Raw genomic sequence first — 13,551 nt, 5'->3', positions numbered from 1 at the left:
AATGCCAGATGGCGGGTTGCGTGCCAAAGCGGCGGGTAAAGCGCTCCATCCACTGGGCGGAAAGGGCAATTTCCGGCAACAGAACCAGTGCCTGCTTGCCCTGTTCCAGACAGGCGGCAATCGCTTCCAGATAGATCTCGGTTTTCCCGGAGCCAGTCACGCCTTCCAGAAGCGTGACGGAAAAGCACCCTTCCGCCACGGTCTGGCGCAAGGCATCTGTGGCTTCAGCCTGTGCGCCTTCCAGAACGGGTAAATTATGGAGTGGGTCCGGGGCAGCAAAAGCACGTTCCGGCCCAAGAGGAACGGGGGTTAAAGCCCCTGCATCGGCAAGCCCTTTCACCACGCCGGGGCCGACGCCTGCGGCGGTCGCAAGGTCCGTAGTGGTGCGGGCCGTGCCATCGGCCAGCAAGGTCAGCACTTTCTGGCGGGCGGGGGTCAGGCGCAGTCCGTCCGGCTGGGGGGAGGCTGCCAGCCAGCCGGTGGAGGGCGTGGGCACGCCGCGCATATGGAGCCGCAGCGTCATGGCCAGCACCATACCGGGCGCGGAAAGCGTATAAGCCGCGACCCAGTCCACAAAGCGGCGCAGTTCGACAGTGAGTGGCGGTAATTCCAGCCGCTCCGCCACAGGGCGCAGCTTGGCCGCATCCACCGTGCGCTGCGGTGGGGGCGCAAATTCCGGGGGCAGGGAACTGGTGGCATCCCACACCACCCCGGTTTGTCTGCGGTGGCCGAGAGGCACCGTCACAATGTCGCCGGGTTGCAGCGCCATCTCTGCCGGGGCTGCATAATCAAACGGGCCGGGGAACGGCATAGGCAGCAGCACGGAAACTCTCTGGCGCGCAGACCCGGCAGCAGAAGCCGGGGGCCGGGCAGGCTGAGGAGAGGAGGAAGGTGCAGACGCCATGAGGTTCTATGTAAGCGGAGGCCCGGTTAAAGAACAGTGCTTGCGAAACCATAAAAACTCTGAACAAGTCTGCGGGGTCTTCAGGCTATGCTGAAGAGTGCAGATCTGTTTGAGAGGGTGCGATGACAGCGGAAGAAGCCGTCCAGAAATTTCTGGAGTGGATGGCGACGGAAAAGCGGGCATCTCCCCTGACGATTGATGCCTACCGGGCTGATCTGGCGCGGTTTCTGGGTTTCATGACCGAGCATCTGGATGGTCTGCCGGACATGGCCGGACTGGGGCGTATCAGCCTGAGAGATTTTCGTGCCTGGCTGGCGCAGGAGCAGGCGCGCTCTGCGGCCTCCCGAAATCGCCAAAGCACACCAGACCGCGCTGCCCGCACACGGGCGCGGCGGGTGTCTGCCGTGCGCTCCTTTTTCCGGTATCTGGCCCGCAGGCAGGGGGTGGAAAACCCGGCAGTGGCCCTGCTGGCAACACCCCGCAGCAAAAAACCTCTGCCGCGCCCTCTGAGTGTGACAGACGCCAAAGCCGTGCCGGAGGATATTGCAGCACTGGCACAAACGCCCATGGCCCAGCAGCGGGACGGGGCCTTGTTCCTGCTTCTCTATGGCTGCGGGCTCCGTATTTCCGAGGCGTTGAATCTCAATATTTCAGACCTTGGCACGCTGAGCAGCAGCGGTGTTTTGCGTATTAAAGGGAAGGGCAACAAGGAGCGTCTGGTGCCTGTTCTACCTGCCGTGCAGCAGGCACTGGAGACGTGGCGCAAGCGGCACCCGTCTCCGTTGCCAGAGTCGCCTTTGTTCCCCGGTGTGCGGGGCGGCCGGTTGCAGGCCGGTGTGGCGCAGAAGGCCATGCGGGAATGGCGGGCGCTGGCTGGCTTGCCGGAGCATGTGACACCGCACGCTCTGCGGCACTCTTTTGCCACGCATCTGATGGAAGGCGGCGCGGACTTGCGCGTCATTCAGGAACTGCTGGGGCACGCCAGCCTGTCCACCACACAGCGATATACTCTTGCGGATGAAGCCCGCCTGCTTGATGTGTGGAGCCGCGCGCACCCGCGTGCGCAAAAAACTGCTCAGCCGAGAGAAGGAACACGAGACTGATGACCGAGGCCCTGCGCGCTCCCTGGCCCGCTATTGAACCTTACGCCCACGGCTATCTGGATACTGGAGAAGGGCACGAGATCTATTGGGAAGAATGCGGCAATCCGCACGGTATCCCGGTGGTGTTTCTGCATGGTGGCCCCGGTGGCGGGTGTTCCCCCGCCCAGCGGCGTCTGTTTGATCCGTCCCGTTATCGGATTGTGCTGTTTGACCAGCGCGGGTGTGGTCGTTCCAAACCGCATGCTTCGCTTGAGAACAACACCACATGGCATCTGGTGGCGGATATTGAACGCCTGCGCGTTTTCTTTGGCATTGATAAATGGGCGGTCTTTGGCGGCTCGTGGGGGTCCACACTGGCGCTGGCCTATGCTCAGACGCACCCGACCCGAGTGACGGCACTCATGCTGCGCGGCATCTTTACGCTGCGGAAGGCTGAACTGCTCTGGTATTATCAGGACGGAGCCTCCTGGTTGTTCCCGGATAAGTGGGAAGATTTTCAGGCGCCCATTCCGCAGGCAGAGCGTGGGGACATGATGGCGGCGTATCGCAAGCGTCTGGTCTCCGATGATGTGGCTGTCCGGCAGGAAGCCGCTCTGGCATGGAGCCTGTGGGAAGGGCGGACGCTCACCCTGCTGCCAGCACCGGATATTGAAAACCAGCATGAAGAAGCTGATTACGCGCTGGCCTTCTCCCGGATTGAAAACCACTACTTCGTGCATGGGGGCTGGCTGGAAGAAGGCCAGCTAATCCGTGATGTGGATCGTATCCGGCACATTCCAACCGTTATCGTGCAGGGCCGTTACGATATGGCGACCCCTGTACGCACCGCGTGGGATCTGCATAAAGCCTGGCCGGAAGCAGACTTCAAACTGATTAACGCCGCAGGGCATGCGTTGTTTGAACCCGGTATTCTCAGCGCATTGCTGGATGCCACAGACCGCTTTGCGCGGGAATTAGGCTGACGCCATGCAGACACGGGCACTCCGTAAAGCACTTCTGACCGCATTCTGTGCAGCGGCGACACCTGTGTTTATGACGCAGGCGGCCAGTGCTGCGGAAGGGCTGTGTCATCATGAACGGATTGCCCGTGTCCCTTTGCATGATGATCAGGGGTTTTTGAATATTCCGGTTGAAATCAACAAACATGCGGCAAGCATGATTGTGGATACCGGGGCGGAGGGAAGTCTGCTCTCTCCTGAGGCTGCCGAACGTTTTCAGGTGCAACTGGACCCGTCTGTTCATACCCTGATGCAGGGCACGGGCGGGATGGGGCGGATGGTGCCGAATGTTGTGGTCCGGTCGCTCACGCTTGGCGGGCTGGAAACCGGTCCCGTTTCCATGCCGGTGGGCGATCTGCCGGGGAAGCCAGTTACGCAACCTCCAGTTGAAGGGTTGGTCGGAGGGGATCTGCTTTCACACTATGATGTGGAATTCAATGTCGCTGAGGGCTGGCTGACGTTCTGGTCTGTCAAAAGCGGTTCTTCCGCCTGTGCCGGGCCAGCGGACTGGCATGTAATTTACCGCGCTGTGCCGCTGGAGTCCGCTGGCAGGCGGGTCATTGTTCAGGTTCTGCTGGACGGCATACCGTTGCGTGCTCTGGTGGATAGCGGGGCACGGTCCCGCATTTTGTCAGATAAAGCTGCTGAAAGGCTAGGGGTGAGCGCCCGCACTTTGGCTGCGGATCCCGGGGGGCTGACCAGTGGTGTCGATGGTCATCAGCAAGTCTATCACTGGCATCGGTTCCAGACGTTCCAGATCGGGCAGGAACAGGAAAAAAGCCCGGTTCTGACCGTGGCACCCATTCATGATTCTGTAGATATGCTGCTGGGATCAGACTGGTTTGCGGCGCATCGTGTCTGGATTTCGTACCAGACGGGCATGCTGTATGTCATGCCAGCGCTCAAGCGGCGGAATTAAACGCCGAACCGTGAGGAAAACCGGGGCACCTCAAGGATGCCCCGGACTTTAAATCAGCCTGCTTTCAGGTGGGTGTTGCACTGGCTGTAATAGCCGCCACCCTTCTGAATCCATTTCAGGCTGCCATTGCCGGTGCTGGCTTTATTAGCATTGTACTGATCAAGGCAGGTCTTCATGCGGGCTTTTCCGGCGCTCAGCTTGGCATACTGAGGAGCAACGGCGCTCGGGAAGACAACGCCAGCCGTTGTGGCGGCCGCTGCCGGAGCGGCGGTGCTGGCTGTGGTCGGTGCTGTTGCAGGAGCTGCGGGAGCGGCCTCTTTCGGCGCTTCTGCCGGGGTGGCGGCAGCTGGAGCCGTTGTTGTGGCAGGCGCTGCGGCTGCATCACATTTAGCAGCTTTGAACTGCTTGTAGCTCTGGCCATCCAGCGTACCGGCGGTGCGGGCTGCAGCAAAGCTGGCATGACATTCCTTTGCGCTCAGCGCATGGGCAGCCGGAGCGGAAAGGGCGGTGGCGCAGCTCAGAGCCAGTGCAGCAAGCGCAAAGCGAGCGGAAGATGTCATAAGGAAAAACCTCATCCAAATACCAGGGCTGGAAGATGCAGCACCATGCCGCAGCGCCCTGACTATTGTTGCATCTTATGATGAATAAATGTGTTTGGAAAAGGGTTATCCCCAACGGGATGATGTTGGTCCGTGGTGTAGTCCTGCTTCCAGCATGGTCTCATCCTTTCCGAGACAGGTTTTCCCCATATGTCTGTCTGAACGCCGCATTGAGAGGGATGAAGAGGCGTGGTGTAGCCAGAGAAGCTTGCCAGAACGCGAAAAAAAAGCCCCTTCCGGCATAGAAGCTGGAAGGGGCTCAAATAGCAGAACGATATAAAGCCGGGAGGGGCTTAGTTGATCCGCTCTCCGTGCAGAGACATGTCCAGCCCTTCCAGTTCTTCATCCGGTGTCACGCGCAGACCCATGGTCAGATCAATGGCTTTCAGAAGAACAAAGGAAATAATGCCACACCACAGAATGGTGACGATCACAGCCTCCCCCTGAACCATGAACTGATGCAGAGAGCCGGTAATGCCGGAGGGATTGGCATCGGTAGCGGAGAGCGGGCCATAAGCAAACAGCCCCGTCAGCATGGCCCCGACAATGCCACCCACGCCATGCACGCCAAAGGCATCCAGGCTGTCATCATAGCCCATCATGTGCTTCAGCGATGTGGCGCTCCAGTAGCAGATAACACCGGTAATCAGGCCGATAATCAGCGCACTGCCCGGCAGCACAAACCCCGCCGCAGGCGTAATGGCAACCAGACCACCCACGGCCCCGGAAATTACCCCTAGCACGGTCGGTTTTCCGCTGCGCAGCCATTCGACGAGCATCCAGGCGACACCAGCGCCTGCTGCTGCAATCTGCGTGGTCGCCATAGCCATGGCAGCACGACCATTCGCCCCGACAGCTGAACCAGCGTTAAAGCCAAACCAGCCGACCCAGAGCAAAGACGCGCCAATAATGGCGTAGGTCAGATTGAAGGGGGAGAGATCATCCTGCCCGAAGCCTTTGCGTTTGCCCAGCACAAGAGCGCAGACAAGTCCGGCAATACCGGCATTGATGTGCACGACAGTGCCGCCAGCAAAATCCGCGGTGCCCAGGCCGGCCAGCCAGCCTATAGGACTCCAGACCCAGTGCGCAATCGGCGCATAGACCAGCAGCGACCAGAGAATAGAAAAAATACACATGGCGCTAAATTTCATACGCTCTGCGTAAGCGCCGGAAATCAGGGCCGGGGTGATGATGGCGAACGTCATCTGGAACATCATGAAGAGGCTCTCAGGGATCGTCATCGTGGTGGCATTGGGAGAATCAGCCCCAAGCGTGAAGGCAATATCCGCCCCGTTCTGGATATGCGCGCCAATCCCGTTCAGGAACATGCGAGACACGCCACCAATCCACGGTGTGCCTGTGGTAAACGCCAGAGAATACCCGGCGACCATCCAGACAATCGACATGATGCAGCACAACGCAAAAGACTGCATCAGCGTCGCCAGCACGTTCTTCTTACGCACCATGCCCGCATAAAACAGTGCCAGACCCGGAATGGTCATCATTAGCACAAAAGCCGTGCTGACCAGCATCCAGGCTGTGTCACCAGTATCAATAGCCGGGGCTGTGTCGGCAGCTTGTGCTACACCGCTGACTAAAAAAAGCATAAAGCCAGCAGGTAATATAATCAGCCAGTTTAAACGTCTCTCAAAAAGCAAGGTAATACAGGGCTGAGAGGTCATGGATGGGTGTACTCCTCAAAGGTAGATAAGTGGCTAAAAGAATCGTGCATCACCAGTAGAATATTTAGACGTAACTTGTCTTGTAGCCTTTGCGGAATGAATTACTCAAGGGAACGACTGAGGCAGTCACCGAGCGGTATAATGGGAAAAATTCTACCCTTTGTTATATGGATAAAAAGGGGTAAAAAACCGGATGATAATTTCCAGTTTAGACAGCACCAGAGGATGACGGTTTAGTATGAGTAAAATTTCAATTTATGTTGCAACGCATAAGAATTTCATGGCCCCAAAAAATGATGGTTACATACCCATTTTTTTAGGGAAAACGCTACATCCAGAAAAAGAAATTAACTTTCTTTGTGATAATGAGGGAGACAATATTTCTTACCTGAATAAATCTTTTTGTGAACTCACTGCAATGTACTGGATGTGGAAAAATGACAATTCAGATATTGTTGGACTTTCGCATTACAGACGTTACTTTAAAGCAAATAGTAATAAAGAAGAAAATTTTTTTGATACTGAAACAGGGAAAAATTACCGTTATGAGGGGGGGGCAGCAATAGCCGCTCCTAGTGATTTTTTTGAGTTTAATAATAATGTGGATATTATAGCTGCTAGCTATGTATCAGCGCAAGGAACAATATTTGAAAATTTTGAAAACTATCATGATATCAATGATATGTATCTTGTAAGAGAAGCAATACGTCGGCTTTTTCCTGATTATGTTGATGCATTTGATTTTTTCATGAAATACCACAAACTTTCAAATTGTAATATGTTTGTGGCTAAAAAAGAAGTGATAGATAAATATTTTGAGTGGATATTTACGATAATGTTTCATCTTTTAGAAATGAAATTCTATAGGAATTATACAGATTACCAAGGAAGAATTTTTGGTTTTCTTTCGGAAAGGCTTTTTAACGTATGGCTTTGTAAGAATAGAGAGCATTTTTGTGTTTCGCAGAGAGATTTGGAGTTTTTTGAGGATCAGCAGTTTGTGGAAATGACATGACATATCCTGAGAAGGAAGTTCCTTTGTCTGTTGCATACCCTAGAGACTAATTAAATAAGGTGAGAGAATAAAATGTTGTTTATATCTTCAGATGGAAACCTACTGAATCGTTCTTTGCTGATAAATTCAGTATGGGAATGGGCACCAGTAAATGGTCAACCGATTAGTAGCCAATTTATTTTTTCTGAAGATGGAAAAATTTCTGGTTACATATGTGAGAATGAACATTCGTGGTCTTTAGATAATGCTGGGGTAAACATTTATACCTCGTCTGGGGAATTGTTGTGGCGGTTTGAGATCGCTGACTACATTGATGGTAAAATGCGCCTTTTAGGGATTGCACAGCCCCCACAGCATAGGAGAATTATTTTCAGTTTAACACGCTTAAAAAATCTCATCGAAAAAGTAGATTTAGCTACCTCTAAGACAAAAGAAGAGGGTGTTCGATTAGTTATCTGGGATTTAGATGAAACTTTTTGGCGGGGAACACTTTCTGAAGGTGAGATTCAGCCTCTTCTTCACACAATGCATATTGTGCGCGAACTTAATAATCGAGGCATCGTTAATGCAATATGTTCAAAAAATGATTTTGATCATGCAAAAGGGAAATTAAAAGAATTAGGACTCTGGGATGATTTTGTCTTCCCAAGAATTAGTTGGCAGGCGAAGGGACCTCAAATCAAAGATATTATAGAAAAAATACAACTAAGACCGGAAAGTGTTTTGTTTGTTGATGATAACAAAACCAACCTCAATGAAGTCAAGCACTTCGTGCCTGGTATTCAGGTCTGTGAACCTGATTTCTTGGACAAGTTGCTTGAAGATCCCCGGTTTCGCGGGAAGGCAGATTTCAGTCGTAAACGTTTGAAGAATTATAAAATATTAGAAGCAAAGCATGCCGATCGAGAAGTGTTGGGCGGAAGTAATGAAGCCTTTCTTAGAGAAAGCAATGTACGTATAAGTTTTCATACAGATGTTCCGAAAGAGTTTTCTCGTGTTCATGAACTGGTAAATCGTACAAACCAGTTGAATTTTACAAAAAATAGATGGCCAGAAGACATAGAAGAGGCCAGAAAAGAATTTGAAAAATTTGTAAGTTCTGAGTTTTTTACAGATTTTGGATACGTGAAAGTATCTGATAACTATGGAAGCTATGGTATCTGTGGCTTCTATTATGTTAGAATGAACGAGCTGCATCATTTCCTTTTTTCGTGTAGAGTTCTAAACATGGGGGTAGAGCAGTTTGTGTGGAATCACCTCAAAAAGCCCACCGTGAACATTAAAGGAAATGTCGCTTCATCATTGGAAAATCCTGAAACTGTTGATTGGATTAAAATTGTAGATGATGCAGATGCAATAACAGGCGAAGAAAAAAAATCTTCTAATAGCACTCTTCGTGTGTGTTTGCGGGGAGCTTGTGACCTTACAATGACCTCGTATTTTTTACGAACAAAATTACAAACAATTGAAGAATTTAGTTTTCCATACCAAGGATGGGAAAATCTAACAACTCCTCGTAATATCGCGCTTCATGAAGATTTGAAAAATACGGAAAATAAGGTAATAATCGATAAATTACCTAATATTGCTCCAAGTCGTTTTGCTTCCAGCATCATTGATGAAGATGCTGATGTTTATGTCTTGTCTTTTTCCCAAGAATCCTTTCATGGATTGTATAAATCTAAAAAAACATCTATGATTTTGACTATGGGCACTCATGCTCTCCCTTATTATATGGAAAAACCGACAGATAAATTTGATTATACAAAAGTAGATTATGAGGAAATAAAAGATAGGCTACCAGAAACAACTAAGGAAAGCTGGGAATTTTTTACAAACAACTTTGACTTTATTGGTGGGTTTAATGAAGAAATATTTAAAAATGATATTATTTATGTTCTAAATCGTTTAACGGCGGCACGGAAAAAGATTATTATTCTTGGAATGAATTCGCAATATGGAAATGATAAGCCTATTTTGGAATTTTTTGGCCGGATTAATGTAATAGTATCTAAAGTAATACAAAATTATAATGTTGATTACATTGATGTGAATTCAATTCTTAAAGGAGAAGAAGATTTGGCATCAGACAAAGGGGGGCCCCATTATGAGCGGATTATTTATAAAGAAATTTCAGATATAATTTTGAAAATCATAGAAAAAAGCAATATATAATAAAATATAATTATTGTTATGCTTAAAATAAGCCAAATGCTTTGGTATAAACCTCTAGAGTATTTGGCTTTTTTATAATTAATCATTAGTATATAATTCTGAACTATAATCTGGAGGGGCTAAAATATTCTGGTTTTGCAGAACACTTTGTGATTTTATTTCTTCGGTTCTGGTTGGAGAAATGATGATGTGAAGCAGTCTGGTTTCTTTGATGTCGAAAAGAGGCTTGCTTGATTGAGCAAGCTTGGTGACCCGCTCGAAGCGTTTTCTGGGGCTATGGATTTTGAAGTCTTCCGCCCAGATCTAGGCAAAGCCCTCGCTTATATGGAGGAAGGCAAGAACGGTCTGTCTTCCGTTTGATCCAGTGTCAATGTTCAAAATTCTCGTCATCCAGACACTTAACAATTTGTCTGATCAACGCCCCCTTTCCTTTATGCGTTTCCTTGGTCTGCCGCTATGGGACCGCCGTGCGTGATACCAAAACGGTCTGGCTGTTTCGCAAACGCCTGACACAAGCTGCTGGTGCTTTTAAAAGACTTTTGAGCGGTTTGACGTGACCCTGTGGAACGCCGGTATCTACTGATGTCAGGCCAGATGGAGGGATCGAAGAACCGTTGGTTGATGCGCCTTTCTCCTGATTTCTGAGTTTTGGCGTGCTGATTGATAGTTGCAGTGGTGGCTCCTGATCTACGTTTTGAGCCGATCGGGGATAGATCATCCGCTGGATTGCTATGTTGTTGCGCTGATCCGCTCCAAAACAGGACGAGGCTCATATTGTAGACGATATTGGCTAGTCTAATCCTCATGGTCGCTCTAGCTATGCCGACTGTTCGGATGAATAGTCCGGTCTGTAACTTCTAATCAGCAAAACATGCTCAATGAGGATCGGATTACGGACTTTCCCGCATTCGGTTTCGAGCGACCGGCTGTGTCGGCCCATACCGTTGAGGCCGTATTGGTTTTGTCCAGCAAGCCCTCTCTCAGTCGCGCGCCATTACAGGCGGCCGCATCCGTTGTCTTCCATTTTCGGATAAACAGGAACTTCCGGTCGATGGAAATATGGGATTTGTAGCCAAAGAACGGTATGGCGAGATCCGTTGTGGAGATTGTTCCGTCATCCTAACGCTTCGCCTTCGTGAACTTCAACTTCCATCGCGCATGACGATCCTTGTGGGGGCAGTTTGGACGGCTTGTCCTGCCAGTCCTGCGGGATCCGTTCTGCCCGCATATTGGCAGATAACCGCCCTTGAGCGGGGTCACGTCAAATCGGTCAAACAGTCTTTCAATGGCCCCCGCCTGCGTCAGACGCTCCTGCAATAGCCAGACCGTTTTGGTATCAGGCAAACGGTCCGATAGCCCCAATCCCAGAAAGCGCATGAAGGACAGGCGATCACTGATCAGGTATTCCGTCCGTTCATCAGACAAGGTCGTTCAACGTCAAGATCACCAGGATCTTGAACATCAGCACCGGATCAAACGGAGGACGCCCGCCTTTGTTCCCATCTGAATAGGCCAGAGCCTTTTTCAGATCTGGGTGAAACACCTCAAAATCTACAGTCCGGAAAAAGACTTTGAACTGATCACCAAGCCCAATCAGTCGAGCAAGCCGCTCTTCAATATCAAAAAAACTGGACTGCTTCATCTTCCAACATCTCAATCAACACACGAGTGATGGAATCACACAGAAAGTTTCAAAACTAGTGGTTTTTTCGATCCCTCCACATGCGCTACTTCCTATTCCTCGAGAGGATCAGTGCTCCCGTATAGATAAAGCAGAGCGCAAACTCCCCTCAGCTCAAAACACAGCTTCAAGATCTGTCAATCAGCATGTCGGAAGTTTGAAAAAGATGCCTAGAGGAACAATAACAGTTTTTTGATCCTTTCAGTCAACCCGGAATATAAAAAATATTTATTTTTTATATTGTGTTCTGTGTTATTTAATATTATTTCAAGCTGAAATTTTAAATTAATTATGAGGTAAGATTATGAAGAGATATAAATTTCTTTTGTTTTTCTTATTATTTTCAATTTCTTATTCTGCTTGGGGTGAAAATACGGAGATAATTGAGCATACATCTCCGTCTTATGTGGATTTACAAAATTATGATTTGAAATTTGATGGAAGTAAAAATGATGAAAAAATTTTAAATTCAATATTTTCATCTATAGAATCTGGAAGTATTATAAGTATTCCTTATATAAAAAATTCTGAGTTACCAAGTTATTATTCTCCACTGGGGACTGATAAAAAATCTTCACTTTTGATAAACTATAACAATAAGTTGAGAAATATATCCGCATTAGACAGTATAGATGGATTTCCAAAAATTCAATTTGATGCTAATGGTGTTTTGTCATACAAGAAATCTGTATCTAAAAATGATAAATCTATAGTTCCTAATATATGGATTGAATATTATAATAACCATACTTCCCCCAAAGGCGAAAGACCTGATCATATTAATTTTGTTCTTATGGGGCACACAGGTGAATCGTCAGGCTATCAAGCCAATAATAGCCACTCCTCTGGTGACATGATTAACCTTCAAAATGTTTTACGCTCAATGGGAAGGTCGGGTTGGAGCGCATTTGATATTAACAACTATAATTTCATGTATAGATATGGCACTAATTGGGTTTGGAACTCCGTCCAACAGTTGGATGAATTAGGAAATACTCCTATTCATACTACAGACAAAGCGTTCAATGACAGTTCAGATACTGAGGAATGGGTACAAGAATGGGATCTTTCTGGATTTGGCCCTGAAGCAGCATGCTCTTTCTATAATCCTTCTTGCGGGTATCGAACGGGGTTTCTATTCAATGCATGGTTAAGTGGTGGTGGATACAATGAAAAATGGAAGCCTAAGCACCAATATAAATTAGGAGATGCAATCAACGTAAAATTGAACGAGAAATATTATTCATTTATTGTAATAAAGCCTGGTATTTCTAACGATTTAGAACCTATTTGGAATAAAAGCTACGATGTGGTTGGGTGTGATCCACTTTACCCCAACTCAAATACAGCGCATGCCACACTAATCGACGCCGGCAACCATTTATTAGAAACATGTCAAGGTTATAAAAATAAGCATGACAATCCTCTCCATGATGGATCTGTAGAGTGGTCTTTTAATTCGCCAATGGGCTTGGAAATAAGTAATTTTATTCGCCTTAGCCAATCTAAGTCACAAGATATAAAATATGGTACGTTTTTATCAAGTGATGCTACATTCTATAATGCCATTATTGATTTTTCAGAAGCTCATTTTTATTCTGCTTTAGCATATAATGTTTTCATAAGAAGTAAGCCTGATACTTATATAGATTTTTCTGCCCAAGCAACCAAGGAAACACAAAATATACATCTACTCGGTTACGATAGTGAAAATAAATCTTTGTCCTATAAATTTAATAATATTTCTATATTTAAAATTAAAGATGAAGGGGGGGTTGTATTGAAACATATGACACGAAAAAATATAAAAAATCTTAAAGGCTCTGAAGAAGGTGAAATAATATTTGACATTACAGATCATGTGCCTGTGATTTTTTTAAATGGTCGATGGAAAAAAATGTCCTTCAGTGATGATATGTAGAAAAAAATAATTATAAATCCTTATTTTTTATTTGTAAAAAGCGTGGAGTATCAAATCTAAGTTGAAAGAGGGCACCCCATTGCCTTCCCCAATTTTCTGAGCAAGAACGCGGCCGGTGTATAGCTCACGACGATTGGTATTATTCTTGATAGCATCATTGTCTGAATTGTAGGAGCGGCACGTGGAGGGATCGAACAACCGCTGATTGATTTTGCTTTTGCCTGATTTTTGTTTTTTGGTGTGCTGATTGACGGTTCTTGGGGTGGCGTTTGCTCTGCGATTTGAGCAGAATCAGGATTTCATGTTCTGGCTTGCTAGGCGACGGCGCTGATCCGTTCCAAGAAGATGAAGGGGCGCATGTTGTAGACGATATTGGCCAACCCGATCCTCATGGTGGCCCGGGTGATGCCGACTGTTCGGACGAACAGCCCCGTCTGTGATTTCTGATCCGCAAAAACATGCTCAACGCGGGATCGGATCACCGACTTAGCGGCATTGGAGCGCTGGATATGGCGGGGCATAAGCTGGAGACCCGCAAAAAACGGGGAATTTTT

Annotated in this window: 9 protein-coding genes and 3 pseudogenes; 7 read left to right on the top strand and 5 right to left on the bottom strand. The window is 48.1% G+C overall.

Going from position 1 to position 13,551, the window contains the following annotated elements; all coding sequences use genetic code 11:
- Window positions 1-904: primosomal protein N' family DNA-binding protein (locus HK23_RS12770; RefSeq protein ID WP_143217568.1), on the bottom strand; the 904-nt coding region annotated here is incomplete at its 3' end.
- Between the two features lie 122 nt (window positions 905-1,026).
- Here HK23_RS12770 and HK23_RS12765 point away from each other — a divergent pair.
- From HK23_RS12765 to HK23_RS12755, 3 genes are all read left to right on the top strand, one after another.
- Window positions 1,027-2,007 carry a tyrosine recombinase XerC gene (locus tag HK23_RS12765; protein ID WP_086654267.1) on the top strand — a complete coding sequence of 327 codons (981 nt, stop codon included), beginning with the start codon at window positions 1,027-1,029 and terminating at the stop codon, window positions 2,005-2,007.
- Window positions 2,007-2,969, top strand: coding sequence for a prolyl aminopeptidase (gene pip / locus HK23_RS12760; RefSeq protein WP_086654266.1), 963 nt, complete (start codon window positions 2,007-2,009; stop codon window positions 2,967-2,969). Before HK23_RS12765 ends, pip begins: the two co-directional genes overlap by 1 nt.
- A 70-nt stretch (window positions 2,970-3,039) precedes the next feature.
- Window positions 3,040-3,924 (top strand): retroviral-like aspartic protease family protein, encoded by an 885-nt coding sequence (locus tag HK23_RS12755; RefSeq protein ID WP_086654269.1) that lies wholly within the window; start codon window positions 3,040-3,042, stop codon window positions 3,922-3,924.
- Between the two features lie 53 nt (window positions 3,925-3,977).
- On the opposite strand, the gene HK23_RS12750 is transcribed toward HK23_RS12755, so the two are convergent.
- Window positions 3,978-4,484, bottom strand: a complete 507-nt coding sequence (locus tag HK23_RS12750; RefSeq protein ID WP_086654265.1) for a hypothetical protein — start codon at window positions 4,482-4,484, stop codon at window positions 3,978-3,980.
- Window positions 4,485-4,816: 332 nt separating this feature from the next.
- Window positions 4,817-6,130, bottom strand: a complete 1,314-nt coding sequence (locus HK23_RS12745) for an ammonium transporter (RefSeq protein ID WP_256940203.1) — start codon at window positions 6,128-6,130, stop codon at window positions 4,817-4,819.
- 313 nt (window positions 6,131-6,443) lie between these two features.
- Between HK23_RS12745 and HK23_RS12740 the strand changes: the two genes are divergently transcribed.
- The 3 genes and pseudogenes from HK23_RS12740 to HK23_RS12730 all read left to right on the top strand — a co-directional run.
- Entirely contained in the window at window positions 6,444-7,220 is a 777-nt protein-coding gene (locus HK23_RS12740) for a DUF4422 domain-containing protein (protein WP_086654263.1), read from the top strand.
- 72 nt (window positions 7,221-7,292) lie between these two features.
- Window positions 7,293-9,395, top strand: coding sequence for an HAD-IIIC family phosphatase (locus HK23_RS12735; RefSeq protein WP_256940202.1), 2,103 nt, complete (start codon window positions 7,293-7,295; stop codon window positions 9,393-9,395).
- Window positions 9,396-9,629: 234 nt separating this feature from the next.
- Window positions 9,630-9,969 (top strand): annotated as a pseudogene (locus HK23_RS12730) (transposase); the annotation flags it as partial.
- Window positions 9,970-10,124: 155 nt separating this feature from the next.
- Here the strand turns inward: HK23_RS12730 and HK23_RS12725 are convergent.
- A pseudogene (locus HK23_RS12725) lies at window positions 10,125-11,037 on the bottom strand (transposase).
- A 343-nt stretch (window positions 11,038-11,380) separates the two neighbouring features.
- Between HK23_RS12725 and HK23_RS14390 the strand changes: the two are divergent.
- Window positions 11,381-12,997, top strand: a complete 1,617-nt coding sequence (locus tag HK23_RS14390) for a hypothetical protein (protein WP_143217567.1) — start codon at window positions 11,381-11,383, stop codon at window positions 12,995-12,997.
- 314 nt (window positions 12,998-13,311) lie between these two features.
- On the opposite strand, the pseudogene HK23_RS12715 reads toward HK23_RS14390, so the two are convergent.
- Window positions 13,312-13,551 (bottom strand): annotated as a pseudogene (locus HK23_RS12715) (hypothetical protein); the annotation flags it as partial.

The sequence above is a fragment of the Acetobacter malorum genome (assembly GCF_002153605.1).
In the GTDB taxonomy this organism is placed as follows: Bacteria; Pseudomonadota; Alphaproteobacteria; order Acetobacterales; family Acetobacteraceae; genus Acetobacter; species Acetobacter malorum_A.
Note: the sequence above shows the minus strand (reverse complement) of the source record. Positions and strands in the feature narration are given on the sequence as shown.

Excerpts from the sequence above, each read along its gene's own strand:
- HK23_RS12765 (WP_086654267.1), top strand. The coding sequence starts at position 1,027 with ATGACAGCGGAAGAAGCCGTCCAGAAATTTCTGGAGTGGATGGCGACG.
- pip (WP_086654266.1), top strand. The coding sequence starts at position 2,007 with ATGACCGAGGCCCTGCGCGCTCCCTGGCCCGCTATTGAACCTTACGCC.
- HK23_RS12755 (WP_086654269.1), top strand. The coding sequence starts at position 3,040 with ATGACGCAGGCGGCCAGTGCTGCGGAAGGGCTGTGTCATCATGAACGG.
- HK23_RS12750 (WP_086654265.1), bottom strand. The coding sequence starts at position 4,484 with ATGACATCTTCCGCTCGCTTTGCGCTTGCTGCACTGGCTCTGAGCTGC.
- HK23_RS12745 (WP_256940203.1), bottom strand. The coding sequence starts at position 6,130 with ATGCTTTTTTTAGTCAGCGGTGTAGCACAAGCTGCCGACACAGCCCCG.
- HK23_RS12740 (WP_086654263.1), top strand. The coding sequence starts at position 6,444 with ATGAGTAAAATTTCAATTTATGTTGCAACGCATAAGAATTTCATGGCC.
- HK23_RS12735 (WP_256940202.1), top strand. The coding sequence starts at position 7,293 with ATGTTGTTTATATCTTCAGATGGAAACCTACTGAATCGTTCTTTGCTG.
- HK23_RS14390 (WP_143217567.1), top strand. The coding sequence starts at position 11,381 with ATGAAGAGATATAAATTTCTTTTGTTTTTCTTATTATTTTCAATTTCT.